Genomic DNA, 23,589 nt, shown 5'->3' on the forward strand with positions numbered 1-23,589 from the left:
GATTTTGTGTTGTTAAATTGACCGCCTGGCAGTGGGGTTGATTCTTGATAAATATAAATTTTATTTAAAAATCTAGTACGTGTTGTTTGTGTAGGGAATAATCCAAGTGTATGTGTGCTAGCTGGAAGTGAGTTGGTGTTATATTATTAATGCGCTAGATATAAAAACGCCTCGCTAAATAGCGAGGCGTTGTCTGTGGGGTAAAATTAGCTAGCGATGAACTCTGCATAGTACTCATCAAGTACGCGGCGAGTTTCACGACCAATCAACTCATACTCGTGGTGAGTTAGGTTAGCGAGTGATACACGTACTGATGCGTGTACCACATCGAAGCCTTTACCTGGAAGCAAGATAACACCAGTTTCGTGAGCAAGGCGGAACAAGAAGTCTTTACCCTTGTTGCTTGCTTTGAACCACTCCACGAACTCGTCGCCGTACAGCTTGCCACCTAGGGTGTCTAGCTCTAGTAGTGTGTAGTAATCCACACGGTCTTTGTCTTCTTCAACAGTGATGCCCATGTTTTCGTAAAGCGTGTTGAAGCGCTCACGGATGATGCGTTTACAAGCGTCTTTGTACTTGTCTTCTAGGTCCATTAGGCAGTTTAGAGAGAACATTGCCATTTGAACTTGTTGTGGTAGCGATAGACCAGCAGTGTGGTTTAGTGCTACTGCACGGCTGTCTGCAACGATACGGTCGATGAACTTAATGTCGCGCGGTGTTGGAGTCAGTGTTTTGTAACGGTCATCAAGCTGAAGCTGCTGTGCTTCTGGTAGTGCACGCATCGCATCGTCAAACACGTTGTTGTCTTGAATCGCGATAGTGCCTAGACGCCAGCCTGTTGCACCGAAGTATTTTGAGAATGAGTACACACAAAGTGTGTTGTATGGCAGTTTTGCAAACAGCGATACAAAGTTATCTGCGAATGTGCCGTACACGTCATCGGTAATGATGAATAGGTCTTTACGCTTCTCTTCAACAAATGAAGTTAGGCGGTCTAGCGTGTCGTCAGAGAACTTCACAGACGCTGGGTTAGCAGGGTTTACCACACACAGTAGTTTGATTTGCTCGTCAGCTAGCTTTTCAATCTCAGATTGAGGAAGCTGCCATGTTTTCTCGTCTAGACGGATTTCTACGATTTCCAGTTCGTACTCAGAAAGCTCTGGGATTTCTAGGTACGGAGTGAAGATAGGTGTAGTCAGTGCAACCTTGTCACCTTTCTTCAACAGACCATTGTGGAACATGGTTTGGAAGGTGTAGGTCATTGACGCCGTGCCGCCTTCAGTCGCGAATAGGTCAAAGTTAGTCGTAGTTGGCATAGGGCCGTACATCTCTTCTGCGATGTATTGCTTAACCACTTTTTCGATGTTCACAAGCATGCGAGGAGGAACAGGGTAGTTACAGCCAAGGAATGCTAGTATTAGCTCGTTTAGGAACTCTTGCTTGTCGATACCTAGACGGTCTTTCGCGTAGCTAAGTGCTTTTTCTAGGAAACGAACGCCTTCAGAGTCACCCGCTTTACCTACGAACGTATCGAAACGCTCAACGATGCCTTTACCATCTGGGATGCCGCCGAAGCCCGCATCTAGGTAAGCGTAGTTGCGCTCAGCTTCTTGCATTGCGAAGTCACCTAAGCGAAGGAAAGCGTGACGAGGTAGCGTAGCTAGAAAGTTAGGGTTACCACGGCCAGCATCCATCAGCATGCGGTCTGGAGTCGTTTTAGCCACTTCGATAAGTTTGTCTTTAAGTTCAAATGGGCTTAGGTTTTCGAATTGTGAGAAGTCGATATTAGACATAGTTAATAACCTATAATTCAGTGTGTACGTAGATAGTTAATCTTGAGATGGTGGCAATAGTTCATTCACCATTCTTTGTTACATTCCAATGCGGGTAACGAGTACCTTGTCCTGATGAGAAAATATTAAGGTAAGAGTGAGAAATGAATAAATCGCTTTTGTAGGGTGAGTCCATCGGGTACGTGAAAATGCAAAAAAAAAGCTGCCATGTGGCAGCTTCTCAATATTAATCGATATGTATTAGGTCTATATAAAACTTAGCGAGTGCTAAAGATAGAAAAACAAAAATCACCATGATGAGCGGTGTTTGTATATCGAAGCTAGGCGTTAAATGCAGTGGTCCGTTGGTAAGAACAACAAGCATCTGTGGTCCTATCATTTTTTGCAGAGGTTGTTTAAAAAAGTCACAACCAATCGACATAACCATCAAGTTAGCAAAATAGAAAATGGCTATCTGCCATGCTTCCGTGAGTGAAGGTAGAATCAACACAAACTGAAGCAAGACGAAAGTTGCAAAAATAATGAATCCTAAAATGACATTATTAATATAGGCTTTCGGCATCGAGGTCATCGCATTAGCCATGACACAGGCAAGCATCGGGAAGATAGTTCCCCCGGGAATTGCCAAATATATCCAAAGCAGAAACGCCGAGATGATCACGCAAACATTTTGAGCGACGACCACTAACCTTTGCTGATAGTTAGTGAATAACGTTAGACTGCGTTTAGTCTCTTTATAAAGAGTTTCGTCATCCCATGTAGAGTCTAGCACTAAAGTGTGCAAATCGTCGCGACTTAGTTCATCAATACTGTTTTTGTTGACAGTATTACCCAGCTCAGCGCATCGATGGCTGTGCCAATCTAAGTCAAACAATTCTGGTTGTTCTAATCTATCTGCCGACTCGATAAAAGACGCTAATACGATGCGATATTTATCGATGTTGCTTTTCAGGTCGTAACTTCCGTGTAGTGGCAGCGCAAGCAGCGATTTTGCTCGTTCAATGTCCGCTCTAAGAGAATTGAGTTCGAGTTTCTTACCGTGGTCAAATCGATAGTCGACGATAATTTTTCGGTATTGTTTTACCAAAGTGGCAAACTGCTCGAAAATTAAGTCTTCCGTTTTTTCTGGCCATAGAAAGCTATAGACAAAGGTGAACACCAACACCCCGAGAATCGTTTCTTGTACTCGGGTAATTGCCATATTGAATGTCGTGACATTGTCAAAGTTGCCGACAAAAGCAATCAGAGTACATACGACGAATGCCATTTTGAATAGGTAACCGTGATGCAGACAACCACCTAAATAGATAAGGATCGCGGCGACGGTTACGAAGGCTGTCACAAAGAGGGCTGGGTCTTGAGGAAACAAAGACACCAATATGAACGCTAGAATGGCACCAATACCAGCCCCTAGAATACGTTCTCGCCCCGTTTTCAAAGAATGACCAAAGGACTCGTGGGTAGAGAGAATGATAACGGTGGTCGCGGCCCAGTAGGGCTTTTCCCAACCAAACGATAACGCTAGCAAGAGTGCTAGCGGTACCGAAATAGCCAATTTTAGAGCATTATGCATATCAATCTTCATGTTCTACTCTGCTTGTTGATGTTTACTCACTAAAACAGATGCCGTAGCACCGACGATAAGTTGGATGTCTTCTGGTGGCTTATCTAGTTTGATTTGCACCGGGATACGCTGCGCTAGACGGATCCATTGGAAGTTAGGGTTAACGTTCGGTAGTAAAAATGAACCGGTGCTGCCATCGGCTTTGGAAATACCATACCCCATGCTTCTAACATGACCCGCCAACGGGCGATCAGGGTGAGACATAAGCGTGACTTGAGCGAGCGAGCCAGTGCGAATGTGGCGAAGATCGGTCTCTTCAAAAAAGCCTTCAACCCAAAAACTGTCATCATCAATTAACGCGACAACCGGTTGGTTGGCTACCACCTGAGAACCTTCTTGAAGGTTTAAGTTAGTGATGTAACCGTCAGTTGGGGCAGTCACCGTTGTGAACTCAAGATTCAATGACGCTGACTCGTATCCAGCTTCAGCAGCTTTTACATTTGCGCGAGAAGTCTGCACGTCGTTGGCGAGGTTGTTGAGAGTCAAAACAGGGACTGCGCCAGGTTTGCGACGTTCAAGTTCTGCAGAACGCTTCTCTTCGTTAATAGCACGTTCAAGAAGTGCTTTAGCTTGAAGTAGGTTCGCGTACGCTTGATCTTTTGCTGCCTCAAAGGTGCTTGGGTCGATTTTAAACAGCACGTCACCTTTTTTGACGTGACTGTTGTCTTCAACATTGAGCTCGATTACTGGGCCGGTAACGCGAGGTGTGATCTGAATAATATCAGCGCGAACCTGACCATCCCGTGTCCATGGGTTCTCGATGTAACTTGCGTAGTTGTCATAGGTGAAATAACCAGCAATGGCCAAAACAGCAATAGTAGTGATGAGTTTCTTTAACACGGGAAAACCTTTCTTTGAATTACGACCAAACGATATATTTGTTGAGAAGAACCACGTAAACGGCTGCAATAGCAATCTCGACCAACGCATAACCAGCGAAGTATCGGTGCCATTTTCTGCGCACGATGAACTTACTTGTTATTAGGGCTAGTAAATAACCGCATGCGCAGGTGAGCAGAAGAGGGGGGAAATAAATCCCGGCAAACTCAAGCTCGTGGGGCATGCTGAACGACAGTTCATTCATAGTGTGATTCGCCTTTTTCAAATAGTAATTTCGTATCAGAAAAGGAAACGGAGAAGGAGCTGATACGTTGATGAAGTAAAGGTTAAATGGGAAGTGTCTTTTCAATAAATCGGTTATGTAGGATCGTACCCTCTGTTTTAGCTAACACTCTGTTCAACAAAGGATAGTTTGAGACGAATAAGTTGAAATTTTCGCGGGAACTGAATAGTGTTGATAACAGGGTATTAACAAAGGACGGTTGAGATGAACATTGGAATTTATATCTACAAAGACGTCGAGGTATTGGATTTCGCAGGTCCGTTCGAGGTGTTTTCTACGGCAAATCGATTTTTGCCTGATGAAGACAAGTGGAATGTGAGTTTACTGTCTAGCAGTCATGGTGAAGTAAGTGCCCGTGGAGGTTTTAATGTTCAGTCGGATTACTCAATCCTCAGCCACCCAAAGTTGGATGTGGTAGTCATCCCCGGCGGTATACATGAGCCAGAGATGACCAATGTGAAATCTATGGACTGGATCGCGAAAGTTTCCAAAGAGGCCGATCTAGTCTCTTCAGTGTGTACAGGCGCCTTTTTGCTAGCTCAAGCGGGGGTTATTACCGATCAAACTGTCACCACCCATTGGGAGGATCAAGGTGATTTGAAAGCAAAATTTCCTAACTTAACGGTTAAACCCGACGTTCGTTGGGTTGATCTCGGTCGTTTAGTAACATCTGGCGGAATATCAGCCGGTATAGATATGAGCTTGAGGCTCGTGGAAAAACTAAAAGGTAGGGAAATAGCACTAAAAACGGCAAAACAGATGGAGTTTGAATGGAATGAGGACGGGGTTGTTTTATGACTTTAGTTATCAGAAAAGTTGAGATTCCCGTTACCGAGGAGTTAGTTAACCTCTATGTTGACGAAAGCCAACTCCCTTTTGTCGGTATTACTTCAGAAATTGTCCACGCGAGCTTATCTAAACCCTTAGAGACACAATGGGTCATCTATTCCAATGAAATAGCTGTAGGTTTCTTTTTACTCGACCAAGATTATGCCAACACGATGAAGGATGCGCCCGCTGGTGCGGTCGGCTTACGTGCATACTTTATAGACCAACGCTATCAGGGTCTTGGCCTTGCGAAGTCGTCACTGAGTTTAATTACTGAGGAGTTCGATTCTTGGCTTAGCATAGCCCCGTGTGACCTGTATTTAACAGTAAATTGCAAGAACACGATTGCCTATCAGCTGTACCAAAAGGTAGGTTTTGTGGACACAGGAGAACTGTATTTAGGCGGTGCGGCTGGTCCGCAGCACATTATGTGCTTCAAATCAAAGAAACCACGCTAGATAGGACTATGATGCACGCTTCGTCTTTGACGGTGTGAACTATTTTGTCGTCGTTAACCTGCTTTTTTGTCGTGAGGTACTCACTTGATTTCTAAATTGCCACGTTGGATTGAGTCAGGAGCTTTCATTCTTGCGCTACTTGCAGGGACGGTAAACGCGGTAGGATTGATGGGATTTCAACATCAAGCGATCTCTCATCTATCGGGGACGGCGACACTGCTAGGTACGCAGCTTTTTAATGATTGGTCGGCGGCAGGGTATTTGTTTGCGATCGTCTTAAGCTTTTTAGCTGGTTCCGCTATCTCCGGGCTTTTCATCTCTAATGTATCGCTAAAGCTTGGCCGTCAATACGAATGGCTACTTTGTATCGAGAGCTTGTTTTTATTTATTGCTGCCTATTTTCTCTTCCAAGGTTCGCACATGGGAACCTATTTCGCTTCGGCTGCATGTGGACTACAAAATGCACTTGCGACAACTTTCAGCGGCGCAGTTGTCAGGACGACCCATGTAACTGGGATCGTGACTGACTTGGGCATCATGATTGGTTCTTCACTGCGTGGTGAACCCTTCGATAAACGAAAAGCGAAATTGTTTGTGACCATCGTTTTTGGTTTTGTTTTAGGGGGTATCGCAGGGGCTATGTTGTTCTATAAGCTGGCTTTTCTTTCACTTGCCGTACCTGCAACGGCTTGTATACTACTGGCTATCGTGTACCGAATTTACCGTAAGCGCATTGCTTACACGAACAGAGCGAATTAAGGAAAGAGAATGGCGCTTGAACAATGGATTGTCGATGCTTTTACCGATACACCTTTTCGAGGTAACAGTGCTGCTGTCGTGATTGTAGACAACTACGATGACGTGCAGTGGATGCAAAACGTCGCGATTGAAAATAATCTCTCAGAGACCGCATTTCTAAGAAAGTGTGCTGACAATCATTACTTTATTCGCTGGTTTTCGCCGATAACCGAAATTGATTTTTGTGGTCATGCAACCTTGGCTTCGTCTCATGTTTTGTTCGAGCAACTTGGACTAACTGGCGAGATCAAATTCTCGACACAATCGGTAGGGGATTTACTGGTATCCAAAGATGAAAGTGGAAGGGTAGAAATGAGCTTCCCTATTCGTAAACCACTTAATGTTACTGATATCCCCCAGCAGTTACTCAATGGATTATCGATCACACCGAAACAGGTTTTGCGTAGCGAACAAGCCTATTTTGCCATTTATGACGATGCAAAAGATGTTACTGAATTGGTCACAAACAATGCGGCGCTAAAAGAACTTGCCCCTTATGATGTGGTTGCTACGGCGGCAAGCAATGTTGAGGAGTATGACTTTGTCTCTCGTTATTTTTGGCCAGCGAATGGTGGAGATGAAGACCCCGTTACGGGTTCAATTCATGCTGGACTCATGCCTTTTTGGTCAGAACGACTTGGTAAACTCAATTTGACGGCCTTTCAGGCGTCAAAGCGCACAGGTGTTTTGTACGGTTTACTAAAAAATGACAGAGTTTTGATATCAGGTGACGCCGTATTATTTGCTAAGTCACTACTATTTGTTTAGTGTGGCGACCAAAACATAGTCAGGACAATAACAGCGCGTTAGAACCTGTATAGACGAATAGAAGAGTCATTAAATGAAGCTTTCAAAACGAGAGAGTCGTGTAGTCAATAATGCCATTGATACGTGGCTGGAAGAGGGGGTCATCGATCAAGAAGACCACAATAAGCTCAAAGGCAGCTATGATGTCGCGACGATAGATTGGTCGCTCATTGCGAAATACTCTTTTTGGGTAGCAGTACTGTGTATTGTGCTCAGTGTGCTGTCAGTACTTCTTGATAAATGGCTGATCGAACTCATCCAAAACATTTTCAGCGCTCCAGACATCGCCAAAAGTGTCTTTTTTGCCATTGTGTCTGCAGCGTTTTACCTTTTTGGAGTGAGAAGAAAAAAACAATCACCGGACAAAACCTTTAGTAACGAGGCGTTTTTTGTACTCGGAATTGTCAGCACGGCTATATCGATCTATTTCATTGGACAAGTCATTGAAACAGACAGTCTCTCCAAGCTTATTCTGCTTGCGTCCATTGTTTATGGGTTGTTGGGGCTCTGGATTCCATCGCTCTTAGTTTGGGTTTGCTCGCTGTTTAGCTTGGGAACCTGGTTTGGTTTCGAAACCTATCAATGGAGTGACAACGGCTATTTTCTCGCGATGAGCATGCCTTTACGATTTGTCGTATTTAGCGCTTTCCTTATTGCTTTGGGAATGTTCGCACAGACCCGATTCAAGTCGAAAGAAGAATTTGCTCTAACCACTCGAGCGTTTGGCTTGATCCTATTTTTCTTGTCGCTTTGGGTTGTTTCCATCTTCGGCAATTATGCAGACTTTGCAGATTGGGGAGATGTAAGCCAGTTCTCATTGATACATTGGTCGCTGTTGTTACTAATAGCCTCAATCGCTGCTCTGTATCATGGAATCAAGTTTGATGATGAGTTGAATCGAGGGTTCGGTCTTATTTTTATCTTCGTCAATTTGTACACACGTTTTATTGAGTACTTTTGGGAAGGGACGCATAAAGCTTTGTTCTTTGCAGTTTTGGCCGCCAGTTTCTGGCTCTTTGGCACCAGAGCAGAGCAAATCTATCGTTTAGGTCAAAAATCACGAATAGAAGAAGGCCCAACAGAATAGTAGGCTTGTTCCAACTCCATAACCTCATCCCAGTCAGAGGTTATGGAGACCTGTGGTTACTGTTAAGGCTGAGGATCGTGCGTTGATAGAGTTTGGGGGTTAGACCGCTGATTCGTTTAAAAGATCTAGAGAAATGAGATATATCAGAAAAGCCAAGTTGGCTTGCAATATGAGTGAGCGATAGGTCTTCTCCCATCAACTCTACAGCGACAGTAAACACAAGATTGTCTTTTATGTGCCGGAAGTTAGTGCGTTCCTCGTTTAAACGTCTTTGCAAAGTCCTAGGCGACATCTTGAGTAGTTTAGCTGCATTGTCTAATGTGAGATTATGCTCCCTGACATAGGGCATAAGGGCTGTAAACACTTGGTCGGTAAAGTTAGCATGCCAAGTAACTAGAGGGGCTTTTGGAGCGGTGTCTTTCGACGATATCATTGGTCGCTGTTCTAGAATCTCATCCTCGATTAGCCACTCAATTCGCTCGTTACTCACGAAGTATTGAGTAGAATTACCGATTATTGCCTTATATAGCTCGATTTCATCATGCTGGACCTTGAGTTGTTTTGGTGTCCAGTTGGTTTTCGTTAATGCCCTAATCATTTCTATCGCATAAACTACCGCCCATACCTCCGACCAAACGAAAGGCTGCGAGGCATCATAATCTCGCTTGCACCAATACCATGTTCGACCGTGCGTAGTTTCTAGGCCGACGCGAACATTTGTTGAGTCGAAGGCGAAAACATCACGCGAGCATTCTAGTGCTTCTCTAACTGTCTCACACTCCGCAAATTCACCAAGAAGTCTTGGCAAGGCCTTCTGTTTGATGGCTGTTCTGATGAGTTCACCAAAGTTATTCATCCCCAGCTGATTGCCAAGTAGATACAACAAACGCTTCACGGGTTCTTGAGGCAAAAACTCTTGGTCGAGCTCAAATAAGTCAGGGGGCAAGCCTGAGTCACGAATCGCTTGGTGCGGGTCTTCGTTATATTCGCGAAATAGCTCGAGTAATATTCGAGCGTAACCTGACTTAATCAGGCTCGTCATGGGTTCTGGATTGCTTGGCATGGTTTGGCTTTATCAGTGGTTGTTATCTTAGATTAGTATTTTGGCGTGAAATGGCAACTTTCGGCGAACGACTAATATACCCTTATCACCGGATGAGAAGTGTTCATCTAATTATGGCTCCCGTCGCTAATCTACTAATTTTTAAAGCAATTAATTTTAAATTACTAGCGATATAGTCTATACCTAAAAGGGTCTAAGTCTCAGAATTGTAAACAAGGGCTGTGTAATGAGCGACAAAACAGAATTAGAACAAAAATCAGACGAGAGTACAGAGCAAGCCGAAACGGAAAGGCAGCAAGCTGATGCAAAACAAAACAAGGTAAAAAAGGTCACAAATGGATTAATAGTGCTAATCCTCGCCAGCCTTGGTTTAAGTATTGCCTCTGATCGTATCATACCGTCAACCGACAATGCTCGTGTTCAAGGTTATGTGGTTCCGGTAAAACCTCAGGTATCGGGTCAGGTTATTGATATACAGGTTCAACCAAACCAACTTGTTTCTGAAGGCGATGTACTTGTTAGTCTCAACCCCGTTGATTACCAAATAGCGGTAAAAAAAGCAGAGCAAGATCTTGAGATTGCCGGACAAAACGTGGGTGCACAAACGGCAAGTATAGCTTCTGCTCAAGCGAGGTTGACGAGTGCGACCGTTGAACGAGATAACGTCGAGCTTCAAACAAGGCGCGTTTTAGGTCTTGCAGAGAAGGGCGTAGTGTCAGTATCTGAGGCAGATAAAGCGCGTGCTAGCCTTGCCACTGCTCGTGCAAACGTAGCAAACGCACAAGCCGACCTAGATCGCGCGAACAAACAGCTTGGTGCGGAAGGTGAAGAGAATAGCCAGATCAAAGCGGCACTGCTGGCTTTAGAAAAAGCGCAACTGGATCTCGAGCGTACCGTTGTTCGCGCGCCAACCAATGGTGGTGTCTCAAACTTCAGTCTGTCAGAAGGCTTTTACGCGAGTGCGGGTCAGCCCATCATGACATTTGTCTCGACTGACAGTATTTGGATTGAGGCATATTTTCGAGAAAACAGCTTGGGTAACATTCAGCCAGGTAATGAAGTTGAGATCGCTCTGGATTTTGCTCCCGGTAAAGTGGTGAAGGGGACGATATCCAGTGTTGACTGGGGCGTTGACTGGGGCCAGAGCAACCAGGCGGGCAAGCTAGCTCAAGCTAATAATCAAACAGGTTGGTTACGACAAACGCAGATGCTGCCGGTTAGTATTGAGTTTGATACAGCGGATACCACCGGGCTATTAAGAATTGGCGGGCAAGCAGATGTCGTCGTATATACAGATGACAGCACAGTGTTCAATTTGTTAGGAAAACTTTGGATTCGAGTTGTAAGTTGGATGTCGTATGTCAGGTAAAATACTGAGCGGCCAAGCAACGAAGGTATTGCCAGCAGCGGTTCAAACGCGGATATTGCGTTTCACACTCGGTGTTGCACTCGCTACATTTCTGGCTGCTTGGATAGATTGGCCACTTGCTTTTGTAGCGCCGATTTTCACGGCGAAGTTCTTGTTTGAAAAACGGGTACTTCATGTCGATATCGTTTATGAGTTGCTACTAGCAATGATCGTCACTGTGGCGATTGGCGTGGCACTAAGTCTTGGTTTTGCGCAGTATCCAGTGCCTATGTTAGCGAGTGTCGCCGGTTTGATGATGATCGGTTACTTCTTGTTCTTAGATCCAAAGTGGAACTTGTTCGCAACCATCCTTTTGATGTCTACTTTAATGCTGCCATTTATGGCTATTCAAAGTACTGGGACAACCATCTTTCTCGCCATAGGACTGAGCTTGTCTGGGGCTATTTCCGTCGGCATCTTTGCTTTACTCCACATTTATTTACCTGAGAGAGAAGAGCAGCACGCCAGTTATCAAGCGGTGTCACTATCGGATGAATTTCGTTGGTTCTCTGCACTGCGCGCTTTGATTATCGCGTTTCCAGTAGTTAGTGTATTTTTTGTTTTTCAAATCTCCGAAGCCCTGTTATCGATGATTTTTATCGCGCTGCTTTCCCTTATGATCACAGGTGAAAAGTCGGTAAAACTGAGTGCTTTTCTTCTTATCAGTAACGCGATTGGTGGCGTGATTGCGATTGTCGTATTTGGAGTTCTAGCCTTAGTGCCTAATATTGCGTTCTATACATTATTCATCGCCTTACTAGCGATCACTTTGGGCACCAAAATGTACACAGAGTCAGCAAAAGCGCCGATTTACGCAACAGCACTCAATACGGCTCTTGTACTGATTGGTACCACGCTAATGAGCTCTGGCGTCATCGATGAAAAAATGTGGATACGTTTGGGTTTGCTCGCACTCGTCGCTGTTTACATGGTCGTTGCTGCCTTCTTTATCGAAACAAGGCAGTGGAAAATACTGGAATTTAAAGGTCAGATGACCAAGACCTAGCTGTTGTCTTCTGGCTATAGATAGAAAATTTAGGTCATATTCGACCTTCTAAAATCAAACTCAGGATAAAGATATGTGGAAAGGGATTTCAGTCGCAATTTCATTATTCATCATTGGAGGGTGTGCCTCCAATGCGCACCCGCCCGTTACTTCAAATGACGCATGGACATCAGAGCTTATGGAATCTCGACGTTGGCGTGATTCTGATGAGCTGGACCAGGACTATCTGAAGCTTGCGTCCGAAAGTCTATTACCCGTGCAACCCGCCAAAGTTAAAGTGTTAGGTACTGAGCAAAAGGATGCTATACAGAGCTTAGCAACGAAAATCTATCTGATTGAAAATGCTAAACACACTATTGATATGACGTATTACATTTTTGCTGACGATTTAGCGGGTAAGGCGACGCTTGGTGCATTGTGTAAAGCGGTTGAGCGTGGCGTAGATGTTCGAATCATGGTGGATAGTTTAGGCTCATACAGCCTGAACAATGGTAACTTAAAAGGCTTGATGCAATGTGAAGAGAACGCGGGCTATATTCTAGATAGAGAAGGGGTGAAGACAAACCAGAAAGCCCGAGTACAGGCGGTTATATTTAACGCATTAACTGAAGGTGATTCTCGTTGGAACCATCGTTCACATGACAAGCTTTTTATCGTTGATGGGTTTTATAACGAAGATGCTTATGTGATTACCGGTGGCCGCAACATGTCACTGCATTACTATGGAATCAATAGCGATGGCGAGAAGGATCTCTCAGCATTCCGCGATATCGAAATTATGCTCAGGCCTTTATCGGATGCCAAAGTCAACGAAAGTCCAAGTCGCTTGAGTGAATACTACTTCACGGTTTTGTTTACTAAACCAGGCAATAAGAAGCTCGATACTTGGTCATCTTACAACCGAGATCGTGAACTATTGCTACAAGCCTATGCACAATTGAAATCCAACTCGGAGTTCAACCAAGCCTACAGCTCGGTGTCTAGCTTTGTCCAAGAAGGGTATCGAACATCAGATACGAAGTTTGCTCATGAACTGGATAACCTAAACGCGGATGATGTTGTTGAGCGCTACAGCACGAATAAAAGCGCTAATGCGAACTCTATTAGTGGAATATTGGCAAAAGTCGCTTATACCGACACCAGTTTAAAAACGATTAAAGTGGTGTCGCCGTATCTCTTTTTGCAGTCAGAGCTTTTAAAAGATGAAGGTGTCATTGGCAAAGATCTCAATACGGCACTCCGGTGGTTGGAGCAAGATCCTGAACGAAACATTGAAATCATCACCAACTCGGTACTGACAAGCGACAATTTCTTCACTCAAGCAGTGATAGACATGCACACCGTCCCAACGCTTATCATGTATGACGATGAGCTTAAGAAAACATGGCTTGAAGATGATTTAGCGAATAACGAACTAAATGAATCATTCTTGAATTCAGAGGCGTGGCAAAAGGCGATTAATCATCCAAGGATAAAGTTCTATCAACTGGGTAAGCCAGACTCTGTATTACTCGGTGGTGACCAATTTTATGGAAAGCTTCACGCTAAATTTCTTATCATTGACGACAGTGCATTCGTAGGAACGACTAACCTCGACTTTCGCTCTCTGCTGTACAACAACGAAGTGGGTTTTTTCTTGACTGGCGATGAGATTATCAATGATCTCAATCAGCAGTTTGAGCTTCTTAAGAAAGACTCTCTTCGATGGGGAAGCGAAGAATGGATTTCAATGCGAAATAAACTGCGCGAGGTAGGTGGGACAAAAGGGCGAACATCGGAAAGTCAACGAGAAATCTATGAGCTGTTAGAGTCTACAGGGCTTAAATATCAGTTCTAAATTCGTTGCTGTTTAATTTATTTCACTACTTATCCATCGTTGTGGCGTGTTTTGGCAAACAGAGACCTATCAGAACCTGTATGTTCAAAAACCACACAACGATGGAGATAAACATGATTGTCCACTTTAGAGTCCAAGATATCGAAACGCTCTGGCTACATATTGATTTGGCCACGCATTTACAAACTAGACTGAGATATGTACGGTTTTAAAAACTAAACGCCCAACCGACCATCGGGCCCTGCTGAGTGACATCCACTTGTGTAGTGCCCGAATCGTTTTGAATGTTTAAATACCGATATCCAAACCAAATATTATTCAACTCACTTAAACGGTACATACCAGCAAGGTTTATACCTCGGTTCACGTCGTTGTCACCCGCAATACTACTGTCTACTGTCAGGCTTAGGCCCCAGGCTTGATTAAACCAATGCGCGTATTTGAGACCGACCAACCAATCAAACTGATGACCAGAGGACTTTATGGGGTCAATGGGTGTACCATTGATATTGACACCAACGTTAAAACGACTGTAGGTGTGTCTAACGCCAGTTAAGAGCACTAAGCCGCCAGCCACTTCATACCCTCCAAACAAATCATTTAGTGACATGGTCGCGTCTACATCGATGTTAGCGGTGATATCAGGGAGCAGTGGAGAGTTAGGGCTATAGGTAGAGGAGGTATCGCTCTTGATGTGAAGATAATTGGTTCGAAAACCGAACAGCCATTTGTTTTTTTGGGCGTAGAAGTCTCCCATGATGCCAAAATTCAAGTTTTTGACGATATTTGAAAATGGGATATCGATATCGGCTCGACCATCAGCGTCACCCGCGGTGCCAGAGATACTGGGAGTCCAAATCATTGGGAATACCAAAAGAAACTCCCATTCATCGTCACTACTTGCCCTATCGTTAGCAGACAAGGGAGGGCAGATAACACTAGATAGTAGGATAGGGTATAGATACTTGGCCTTCATCGTAATTCCTTTACTCAAGCAAGTTTCGATATCGAAAAGTTCACTGAATCAGCAGGTTAACTTAAAGGATAGACTATCCATTAAAGAGTAGGAATTGGTGGAGGCATAAAAAAACGAGCTCAGAGCTCGTTTTTCTTTCCATTAAATATGTAACTGTAAACCCTAACCGGCCAACCGTATTCTGTGTATTCTTTCGCTAGGACTTCGGCAACTTCTGGGGTCACCTCAACTCGTATCCAATCGCCAATACCAAGAGGTTGGAACTCTATAACTCTGCTCTTCATTGGCTTCTCCGCGCAATTTATAAATAGTATTTCGTGAGAAATCTAACTGCTATTTAAGAAATTAGCTCGGAATAAAGGTTATTACTTACCTTAAAATGCCAACTAACGAAGCAAAGCTATAGAATCGATTAATCCTTCAACAAATGTAACCCAGCAGGCAAGGCATCACCGAATAGCTTTTTCGAGTCGGATTCTGAAAGCTCTTTCACCTCGGATACTAGTTCGAGCCAGTTAGTAGGTGCCTTTGAGGTCTTCAACTTGTCCATAACTTGTGTCCGATAATCATCAGAAACGTCTAACGAACGGTCACCAGTCTTACGGCACATAAGAACACAAGCAAACGCCGCCATTGGCTCTTTAATCCAGTTTTGCTCAAGAAGTTTTGGTAGCCATTGCTCGACTTGCTCTCTAGCTATCACGTTATGCTGGCTACCATAAAGCGGTGTTCGTGATGCAAGACGGCCAAGAGCCCACCAGTGTGCTTGTTCGAACTGAGACTGATTAATTGCTTTGCTTAAGTACCAAGTCGCTAGCAGAACTTTGTCGTCAACGTAGAGGTTTTCTAAGCTTGCTGACAGCCTCACCATTGCCTCGTAACCCTTATCCTTGGCACCTTGGAACGTCTTAGCATTCTTCATCGCTCCTGGATGAAGGTACTTAGCAATGTCACCTAGGATAACCTCTTGCTGTTCTTCGTTCAGACCTCCAGACACGCGACGCCAAAATGTCCACCAGTCACTCCAGCCTTGAGAATTTTGGAATTGGATGCCTTGCTGATACAAACCCCATATTTGTTCCATTCTCCAAGAGTCAGTTGCGTCCCCAAACCCCGGACGCATACAGAAACCAGTAAGTCGAAGCCAGTTCTTTTCATGCTGCTCCGAGCGACGGCGACGTTTGCGGCCTAATGAAAAGCTGTCGACGAGTGAGCGAAGGGTGTGAAAATCCCACTCATCTTTTTTGCCTAAGCTCTTTTCTAGCGATTTCGCGAGAATCTTAATCTCTTTACTGTCGGCACTATTCTTATTACCACTGTATAATCGTGAGATAAGCGCTTTACTGAGCTCTAGACCAGGATGAGCTTGAATGGTTTCTTCTTGGGCTTGTTGATTCCTAACCTCAAACTCTAACTCCCATCGCTGCTGCTCATCCTCGACGCTTACACATTCGATCTTTAGTGTTCCGACTTCCGTTAACTGACACGCGAGTTGCACCTCAACACGCTCTTTTTGGTTAGCGTTGAGTTGTTTTTCGTTACCTTGTAACGTACTGATGTAAGGTGGTAGCGGTTTGAACTGATCCGGATCGATATGGGTCATCAAGCCATTCTGAACCTTTTGATGCTCGCCAAAGTAATCATGCGTCGAAGTCAGTAGATTGAATCGAACAGGTTCACCTAGAGTCAGTGCGAAGCGACGGCCTGTAAGTCGAATCTCTTGTCCTTCTTCCGTACCTTTTGATAACAAACATAATGCTTGGCCAAGCTTGTTCTTTTCTTGCAGATGAAGGAAGTAAGAGCGCGCACTACCACCACCAATCTTTAATTGAGCGCCACGGCGTGCTTTGGCAAAGGCCACGGCTCCAAGGGCCACTGACCAATCCGGATGTGGGTTGGAGAGCAGTGAAATAGGGGAGCCTTTCCAGTTTTCTACGATATCAACGATACGGCGTGTGACGAGTTCGCTATTGAAAACGCCGCCGTTAAGCAACAGACCCACAGGGATCGCGGGCTCTGCACCATCGTTTAATGCTTCTTTAGAAACCTCTTGATGTAAATGCAAGAACTCTGAGACATGTTTGCTAACGGCTGGATCGGAGACGTACGGCAACCCAAACTCAACGACTGCGCTGCGCTTCTTATCTGGCAACTCTCCGAATTCAGTTTGAGGGAAGAAACCTTCGAGCGCAATCTGGTGAACTTCGGATTTACTGAGCGCTATACTTTTGGTGCCGCCAATCAGTCGCGAACCACTACCAAGCATTGTAATTTTCATTTCTGATGGTGCATCTTCAGACAACAGTGCTTCTTTTGCTTTTCTGGTTTGCTGAATGAGTTTAGTGAGACTTGCAGCGTTCAGTTTCTTCGACTCATTGAATCGTTGCTCAGCCATATGGGCGAGTGCCAAATCAAGGTTGTCACCACCTAGCATTAAGTGCTCACCCACGCCGATACGATTCAGCATTAGCTCTTCGTCGTCGTGTTTTGCTTCGATTAAACTGAGGTCTGTGGTACCACCACCTACATCACAGACCAGAATCAATGGCACTTGCGAAAGCTCTTGCGACGCCGTTTCTTTGTGTCGAGCATACCAGTCGTAGCAAACAGCTTGAGGCTCTTCCAGTAAATGAACTTTTGGAAGGCCGGCGAGCTTTGCCGCTTGAAGTGTGAGTTTACGAGCCGTTTCATCAAATGAAGCAGGTACTGTGATCACGACGTCTTGGTCTTCAAGCTTGTTGTAATGGTGTCTATGGTTCCACGCCTGACGGATATGATTGAGATAACTTGCACTTGCGATAACTGGAGAGACTTTTTCAACATCTTGAGCACCTGCCCAAGGAAGGATATCGTCTTCACGATCAACCGCGGTGTGTGACAACCAACTCTTTGCACTAGAGACCTGACGACCTTCTACTTTTGCTCCAAGCTCTCGCGCCCATTCACCAATGATTAGGTTTTGGATGTCCCCTTTAACTGGTTCGTTTTCCCACGGGAGTGTCAGATCGGAATCCGAAACTTGTTGCTGCGCAGCATGATAGCGGAAGGACGGCAAGAGCGGTTTCCTTACTACTTCGCCCGGACCAACAAGTTGGTCTATTTCAAAGAGTTCAACAGGGGAGTTAGAAAGGTCGTCTTGAATTTCACAGAATGCAACAACCGTGTTGGTTGTCCCTAAATCGATGCCGACCAAATATTGTGCGGATGCCATGACACGCTCCAGTTAGGGTTTTGAAAAGGGAGAGAGTGGGGATAAAAAACGGCACATAGCGTGCCGTTTCATCATAGTTATTATTATGCGTCTTCGCGAACGTCGAACTCAACGTGCCATTTTTGACCGTTGTCTGAAGCGATTGCCTCAAGATAGAGAGTACCAAGCTCAGTTACACGTGATGATAGCGTCACTGGAACAACGTCTCCAATGTTGCGCCCTTCTGATACTGGCAGAGTCACTTGAATCTCTGGCAGTTCTTCAAGTTCTTCTGGTCTCCAGTAATCTAGGTGGACACCTGCTTCGTCTTCGCGGCGAGTTGTCGAACCAAAGAATTGGAAGTGAACAGGCTGACCGATGACCAAACCAAATTCTTGGCTCGGTACCTGCACGCTGCTGCCTTCTTCCATGCCAAAAGGAGCCACGCATAGAGCTTCCATTGGAGGAGCCATGCCTGGGATCGCAGGCATAGCGCTCTCGATACCGATATAGTAGCTAGACGCGATACCACCGCGAATACGAACGCCTTGGCCGCGACGTACGCTGCCGTAATAGGCTGCACCGCTCGCGACCGCAAGGTCAAGATCGAGACCTGACAGCATTTTCGCTTTTTCTGCATTGGCTGATTCTAACCAGCTGTTAATCGTATTGAACAGGCGATCAGAGAGCAGCTTAGACTTAAGTACACCGCCGTTAAATAGCAGTGCCGTTGGTTTAACAAACTCGGGTGCAGCTTCCATTCCTGGAATACCTGCAAATGCGTTCTCGGTCGCGTTACTTTGACGGCTTAAAAACGCGGCAATGTGACGAGTAATCGCGGCATCTTGAGCGTAGGGTAGACCCATTTGAGTCAGTGCACCGCGAGCACGTTGTACAGGATGCTCTTGAACGCCAACCTGAGGGAAGAAACCGTCAACCAGCGTTTGCTGTACTTCTTGTTGAGTCAACTCCGTTTTTAATGTCGCGCCGAGTAGCTTAGATCCACGGCTTGGAACAACAATTGGTACAGCTTGAAGCTCAGCATCATTGAGCAGCGCTTCTTTTGCGTCACGACAAGCGTGTGTCATCGCCTGTACTTGCCATGGTTGAAGTTCTTTACCATCTTGCGCGAGCTTCATCTTAAGACGATACGCAAGCGCAAGGTCCATGTTGTCGCCACCAAGAAGAATATGCTCACCAACCGCTACTCGTTCTAAGTTTAAGTTACCGTCTTCTTCGGTAACGGCAACAAGAGACAAGTCGGTAGTACCACCACCTACATCGACAACCAAAACAACATCACCGACGTTGACTTCATCACGCCATTTATCGTTACTGTTATCAATCCAGCTATAAAGTGCAGCTTGTGGCTCTTCTAAGAGAGTAAGGTGCGCAAGACCAACATTGCGTGCCGCTTCTGCTGTTAGATCGCGAGCTGCAGGGTCAAATGATGCTGGTACCGTGATGGTCACGTCTTGTTGTTCCAGAGCATTGTCTGGATGCATGTGATTCCATGCATCTTTCAGGTGCTCTAGATAGAGTTCTGTCGCACGAAGAGGTGATACTTTGCTCACTTCTTCAGGGCTGCCTTGTGGCAGAAAACTATCACGACGGTTCACACCACCGTGACATAACCAAGATTTAGCACTTGCCACCAAGCGAATCGGTGTTTTTGAGCCAAGGTTACGTGCCACCGCACCAACCAAAGCTTTCGGCTCGCTCGTCCAAGGCAGCGTGCGAGAACCTTGACCCATTTCGTGTTCATGTGGTTGATACAAGAACGAGCCAAGCTGTTTATATGACTCAACTGTCCCTGGGGCAGTTAGCTGAGGAATGGCGACGACTTCAACTTGAGCGTCTTCGTTTTGAGTGTCGATAAACGACATAACACAGTGTGTCGTACCAAGGTCGATACCTACACTGTATTTTGCAATAGTTTGGTCTTGAGTTTGCACTGAAGGTTCCATTATAGCTCCACCTCTGCAGGTGCGATGATTGATGCGTTGTAGTTCTCAGAAAGCTTAGGCAGAGTGACTTTATCTGCCTTCCAGCCTTTATGGACAAGCGTACCATTGAATGGTGCATTGCCCGTGACATTGCCGGTCAGACGCACAGACTGAGGGTCGAAGCCTTCTTCAATTGAAATGCGAGTCTCTTCTTCTTCATTGCGAATCGGAGATAGCTCGAAGTACTCAGTGATAACCTTTTTACCACCAGAGTGAACTACACGTGCCGCAGCGCCAACTTCTTCATCTGAGAATGATGTTAGGTCTTCTTGAAGGAAGTCGACCATACGTGCTTCTTGTTGCATCAGCGAAAGTAACTGCATCGCAGAATCGGTTGAAGCGGTTGCAAGTTTGGATTCTACTTCCACAACTTTCTCTACCACTTTTTCGACTTCTACGACTTTTTCAATTTCTACGATTTTTTCTACTGGCTTTTCAACCTCGACAATCTTCTCTACTGGCTTTTCTACCACTTTCTCGACAACTTTGCTCTTACGAGACACAGCAATAGCGAGTAGTAGGACGCTTGAAGCGGCTAGGCCAGCGTGCAGCATGTCGAAAGTCGTTGGGATAACATTTAGGTCGAAGTTCATAGGGGTTTCTCTATGTGTCAGTCATTAGTAGTTAATTTTGGGGCGAAGTCTAGCATAATCAAGGCTCTTAGCGCGATGCTTTCGCAGCTTTGTCATTACAAAGTGAGTTTTTCGGTGGATAAATCAGCAGATGATGGTGTTTTGCTAATTTAAAGTGATCTGTGTTTCATTAATTGAAACTGTAACTTCTTGATAATTTGAGTGTGTGTAGAATCGATTTTGCTACCATTAAAAATTAAAATTATCAATGCAAATAATACGTTAGTTATATATCAGTTTCACAAATGAGAAAGCTGGCACTTTAGTAGTCAGTCAGGACAAAAAATGGTTACAGGCTTAAATCAAAAGGATCGTGGTGTTAAGCGATATGCCGTTTTGGTATTCGTATTTGGCGTTGTGCTTACCGCATTTATTACACATATCGTCTATGGAGGACAAAAACAGCTAGCCGACTCAAATTTTGAATTTTTAACAGAGAATCAAACCGAAAATATAAAAGAGCTCGTCATGCTCGATGTAAGCTTTATAGGAGCAGGAGCTAGCTTCTATCATGCGACCCAACCCAGTGCGTGGGATAATTTCTCGAGTTTCGCGGAGCCTTTGGTAGACAGTTCAAAAAGTCTCATTGCTATGCAATGGATGAAAAAGGTCTATCCAGAGCAGCTAGACACTCATATCAAACGAGTGCGAGAGCGCTTTCCTAGTTATCAAGTGTATACCGTTCCCAAAGATCAACCACGTATTGAAGGTTACATATTAGAAAATGATGAACCTATCTATGTGGCGAGTGATGTCTATCCAGTCAACGAGTCGAACCTTAGAGCCTTAGGTTATTACTCTTCTCGAGAGCGCGTTCGTCGCGTTATAAGAAACACTATGGAAACGGGAGAGCCAAGTCTTTCGGACAAGATTCGACTACTCCAGGATGGATTCGATCGCTCTTTGCCCAAAGAGGGGATGCTAGTTTATGTACCGGTATTTGATGCCGGCACACGATCACTGCGTGGTGTCGTGATTGGGGTAATCAGAATCACAGTATATTTTGAGCAGATTGTTAGTCGTACAGCAATAGGTAAAGAGGTAGGGATTCGCGTTGTGGATCTTGGGTTTGATGCAGAGGATGACCCGATACTCTATCAAAACAACCTTTGGGATACGTTGGATGAACCTTCAAAAGATGTCATCATCGACCTTTACGATCGTCAGTGGCGTATTCAGTTTAAACACGATGCTGGAATTTCAAAGAACGATAAGTTAATTCTTTTCTTCGTGATGACGGGTGGTTTGTTGATTTCACTGTTGCTCGCTTACGTTGTGTATCTGATGCTTAGAGAGCAGCGTAGACTTGCCGTGATTGTGAACCGCCGTACAAGAGATCTTCAATACCTCGTAGAGCGAGACCCGTTAACAGAGGTCTATAACCGACGCGCATTCAATCGCTTGACCGACTACCACGTCTCTTGCAACAAGCCGTTCTCACTGGTGATTATCGATGTCGATCAGTTTAAAGGAATCAATGACAAGTATGGTCATGTAGCGGGTGACGAGATACTAATGCAGGTTGCAGCGTATATCAAAGATAAGCTGTATCCGGATGACATGTTATTCCGTTTAGGCGGCGATGAGTTTGCTGTTATCAGTCGATGCATCGATTATATGACTCTACAAAGCTATATTGCAGATATCTGCGTCGAAGCTTCTCAGCTCTCGTGGCCATCAATAGATTCATCTTTTACTTGTACGTTAAGTATTGGAGCTGCCGTCTATCGTGGTGAAACTATCGAACAGTTGCTCAATAGGGCAGACGAGCAGCTGTACATTAGTAAGGCGAATGGTAGAAATCGAGCCAATGTTGCTTGAATAAAGAGCGATCGGTAATGTGCCTGTCGAGCTTTTGTTTTGAATACGCTACAATTTCGCGGTGTTAATTACTGTTTACTAAGTCGCTATGAATTATAACCGAGTCGTTTGTTTTGATCTTGAAATGTGTTGCTGGAACGTCGACGGCGTTGGTACAACAGGTGAAATCATCGAAGTTGGCTTGGCTGAGATCGATTTGGTGAAGCAAGAAGTCGTAAAGCGTGCTCAGTACTATGTAAAACCCGAGAAAGATGAAGTGTCGTTGTTCTGCACAGAGCTGACAGGCATTACCCCGAGAAAAGTTGAGAAACAAGGGCGACCACTTGAGTCAGTGATACAGTCAATGGTTAAGAACTTTGGTGGTCCCAATAAGATATATGCTTCTTGGGGCCGCGATGATGATATTTTGCGCCTTGAGTGCGAAGCTAAAGGCATTGAAATGCCTTTCAAAGAGTTTGTTAACTTAGCCACGCTGTACCGCATTCAAAACCGACTAAAAGACAAGCGTATAGGTCATAAGGCCGCTCAAGAGCAGAAAGGAATTGAGTGGGAAGGGCGTCAGCATTCAGGATACGTCGATGCCTATAATCTCGCCAAGCTTGCTCTGACGATGCTTTAATTTTGTTAGCCTCTTCCTAGCTTTATAGAAGAGGCTAATCATTAAAATCTTAGTCTTTATCGACAACCTGTATTTTGGCGCGTATGAACTCGCTATGGTCAACATAAAGCAGCTCCGCAACTTTTCTGATGACAGAATCCTCCAACGGATCAATCACACCGTCTGCATTAGCCACTTCCCACATCGCTTTAATTAATTCAAAACGTCGTTCTTGGCTAAGCTCTCTTAAGCTAGAGGTAAAATCATAAAGTGACGCTGAGTTTTGGGCTTGCTCTTGAGCTTGGTCGAGCAGGGTGACGGCTTCGGCATCCGTCAAGCCGAGCATACGCACTACCAACTGACGCTTCGCTTTTTCTTCCTCTGCATCTACTTGATAGTCAGCCTTAGAGACTTCGCACAGCAAGGAAGCGATAGCGAGGTTGGGGCTGACCCCCTGAGCTTTGGACAGATCATCCCCTTCAATAAGCTGTTTAAATAAAGAAGTAATTGAGTTGAACATTGGCGTACCTACTT

The 23,589-nt window shown here is 44.9% G+C and carries 21 protein-coding genes; 10 read left to right on the plus strand and 11 right to left on the minus strand.

Annotated elements, in window-relative coordinates:
* Window positions 1-206: 206 nt before the first annotated feature.
* The 4 genes from LY387_RS07760 to LY387_RS07775 form a co-directional block, all read right to left on the minus strand.
* Window positions 207-1,793 carry a bifunctional aspartate transaminase/aspartate 4-decarboxylase gene (locus tag LY387_RS07760; RefSeq protein WP_234495965.1) on the minus strand — a complete coding sequence of 529 codons (1,587 nt, stop codon included), beginning with the start codon at window positions 1,791-1,793 and terminating at the stop codon, window positions 207-209.
* 226 nt (window positions 1,794-2,019) lie between these two features.
* The gene (locus LY387_RS07765; protein ID WP_234495966.1) at window positions 2,020-3,378 is read right to left on the minus strand and encodes an FUSC family protein; all 1,359 of its coding nucleotides are present in this window, start codon (window positions 3,376-3,378) and stop codon (window positions 2,020-2,022) included.
* A gap of 3 nt (window positions 3,379-3,381) precedes the next feature.
* Complete coding sequence (locus tag LY387_RS07770) at window positions 3,382-4,257, minus strand: HlyD family secretion protein (protein WP_234495967.1); 876 nt, start codon at window positions 4,255-4,257, stop codon at window positions 3,382-3,384.
* 19 nt (window positions 4,258-4,276) lie between these two features.
* Window positions 4,277-4,501 (minus strand): DUF1656 domain-containing protein, encoded by a 225-nt coding sequence (locus LY387_RS07775; RefSeq protein WP_042472885.1) that lies wholly within the window; start codon window positions 4,499-4,501, stop codon window positions 4,277-4,279.
* A gap of 243 nt (window positions 4,502-4,744) precedes the next feature.
* Here LY387_RS07775 and LY387_RS07780 point away from each other — a divergent pair, with 243 nt between their 5' ends.
* The 5 genes from LY387_RS07780 (at window position 4,745) to LY387_RS07800 (ending at window position 8,518) form a co-directional block, all read left to right on the plus strand.
* A complete protein-coding gene (locus LY387_RS07780; protein WP_234495968.1) occupies window positions 4,745-5,338 on the plus strand; it encodes a DJ-1/PfpI family protein in 594 nt (197 codons plus the stop codon).
* The gene (locus LY387_RS07785; protein ID WP_234495969.1) at window positions 5,335-5,826 is read left to right on the plus strand and encodes a GNAT family N-acetyltransferase; all 492 of its coding nucleotides are present in this window, start codon (window positions 5,335-5,337) and stop codon (window positions 5,824-5,826) included. Before LY387_RS07780 ends, LY387_RS07785 begins: the two co-directional genes overlap by 4 nt.
* Before the next feature lie 84 nt (window positions 5,827-5,910).
* On the plus strand, window positions 5,911-6,585 hold the full coding sequence (locus LY387_RS07790; RefSeq protein WP_234495970.1) for a YoaK family protein: 675 nt from the start codon (window positions 5,911-5,913) through the stop codon (window positions 6,583-6,585).
* Between the two features lie 9 nt (window positions 6,586-6,594).
* Window positions 6,595-7,392, plus strand: a complete 798-nt coding sequence (locus LY387_RS07795) for a PhzF family phenazine biosynthesis protein (protein ID WP_234495971.1) — start codon at window positions 6,595-6,597, stop codon at window positions 7,390-7,392.
* A 73-nt stretch (window positions 7,393-7,465) separates the two neighbouring features.
* Window positions 7,466-8,518: a hypothetical protein gene (locus LY387_RS07800; protein ID WP_234495972.1), complete on the plus strand. Its 1,053-nt coding sequence runs from the start codon at window positions 7,466-7,468 to the stop codon at window positions 8,516-8,518.
* 40 nt (window positions 8,519-8,558) lie between these two features.
* Here the strand turns inward: LY387_RS07800 and LY387_RS07805 are convergent, their stop codons facing one another.
* Window positions 8,559-9,581 (minus strand): helix-turn-helix domain-containing protein, encoded by a 1,023-nt coding sequence (locus LY387_RS07805; RefSeq protein WP_234495973.1) that lies wholly within the window; start codon window positions 9,579-9,581, stop codon window positions 8,559-8,561.
* Between the two features lie 226 nt (window positions 9,582-9,807).
* Between LY387_RS07805 and LY387_RS07810 the strand changes: the two genes are divergently transcribed.
* From LY387_RS07810 to LY387_RS07820, 3 genes are all read left to right on the plus strand, one after another.
* The gene (locus tag LY387_RS07810) at window positions 9,808-10,950 is read left to right on the plus strand and encodes an HlyD family secretion protein (protein ID WP_234495974.1); all 1,143 of its coding nucleotides are present in this window, start codon (window positions 9,808-9,810) and stop codon (window positions 10,948-10,950) included.
* The gene (locus LY387_RS07815; RefSeq protein ID WP_234495975.1) at window positions 10,940-11,995 is read left to right on the plus strand and encodes a DUF2955 domain-containing protein; all 1,056 of its coding nucleotides are present in this window, start codon (window positions 10,940-10,942) and stop codon (window positions 11,993-11,995) included. The genes LY387_RS07810 and LY387_RS07815 overlap by 11 nt, the downstream gene beginning before the upstream one ends.
* Before the next feature lie 73 nt (window positions 11,996-12,068).
* Complete coding sequence (locus tag LY387_RS07820; RefSeq protein WP_234495976.1) at window positions 12,069-13,832, plus strand: phospholipase D family protein; 1,764 nt, start codon at window positions 12,069-12,071, stop codon at window positions 13,830-13,832.
* Window positions 13,833-14,040: 208 nt separating this feature from the next.
* Here the strand turns inward: LY387_RS07820 and LY387_RS07825 are convergent, their stop codons facing one another.
* The 5 genes from LY387_RS07825 to LY387_RS07845 all read right to left on the minus strand — a co-directional run bounded on the left by LY387_RS07825 (window position 14,041) and on the right by LY387_RS07845 (window position 20,597).
* Window positions 14,041-14,808, minus strand: coding sequence for a hypothetical protein (locus tag LY387_RS07825; protein ID WP_234495977.1), 768 nt, complete (start codon window positions 14,806-14,808; stop codon window positions 14,041-14,043).
* A 119-nt stretch (window positions 14,809-14,927) separates the two neighbouring features.
* The gene (locus LY387_RS07830; protein WP_234495978.1) at window positions 14,928-15,092 is read right to left on the minus strand and encodes a hypothetical protein; all 165 of its coding nucleotides are present in this window, start codon (window positions 15,090-15,092) and stop codon (window positions 14,928-14,930) included.
* Between the two features lie 128 nt (window positions 15,093-15,220).
* Window positions 15,221-18,019, minus strand: coding sequence for an Hsp70 family protein (locus LY387_RS07835; RefSeq protein ID WP_234495979.1), 2,799 nt, complete (start codon window positions 18,017-18,019; stop codon window positions 15,221-15,223).
* A gap of 83 nt (window positions 18,020-18,102) precedes the next feature.
* A complete protein-coding gene (locus tag LY387_RS07840; protein ID WP_419153428.1) occupies window positions 18,103-19,965 on the minus strand; it encodes an Hsp70 family protein in 1,863 nt (620 codons plus the stop codon).
* Window positions 19,965-20,597 carry a DUF2760 domain-containing protein gene (locus tag LY387_RS07845; RefSeq protein WP_042472908.1) on the minus strand — a complete coding sequence of 211 codons (633 nt, stop codon included), beginning with the start codon at window positions 20,595-20,597 and terminating at the stop codon, window positions 19,965-19,967. The genes LY387_RS07840 and LY387_RS07845 overlap by 1 nt, the downstream gene beginning before the upstream one ends.
* 324 nt (window positions 20,598-20,921) lie before the next feature.
* Between LY387_RS07845 and LY387_RS07850 the strand changes: the two genes are divergently transcribed.
* Entirely contained in the window at window positions 20,922-22,457 is a 1,536-nt protein-coding gene (locus LY387_RS07850; protein WP_234495980.1) for a sensor domain-containing diguanylate cyclase, read from the plus strand.
* An 88-nt stretch (window positions 22,458-22,545) separates the two neighbouring features.
* Window positions 22,546-23,076 (plus strand): 3'-5' exonuclease, encoded by a 531-nt coding sequence (locus LY387_RS07855; protein WP_234495981.1) that lies wholly within the window; start codon window positions 22,546-22,548, stop codon window positions 23,074-23,076.
* A gap of 49 nt (window positions 23,077-23,125) precedes the next feature.
* Here the strand turns inward: LY387_RS07855 and LY387_RS07860 are convergent, their stop codons facing one another.
* Window positions 23,126-23,575, minus strand: coding sequence for a TerB family tellurite resistance protein (locus LY387_RS07860; RefSeq protein ID WP_042472910.1), 450 nt, complete (start codon window positions 23,573-23,575; stop codon window positions 23,126-23,128).
* Window positions 23,576-23,589: the final 14 nt, after the last annotated feature.

The sequence above is a fragment of the Vibrio maritimus genome (assembly GCF_021441885.1).
Taxonomy (GTDB): Bacteria; Pseudomonadota; Gammaproteobacteria; order Enterobacterales; family Vibrionaceae; genus Vibrio; species Vibrio maritimus_B.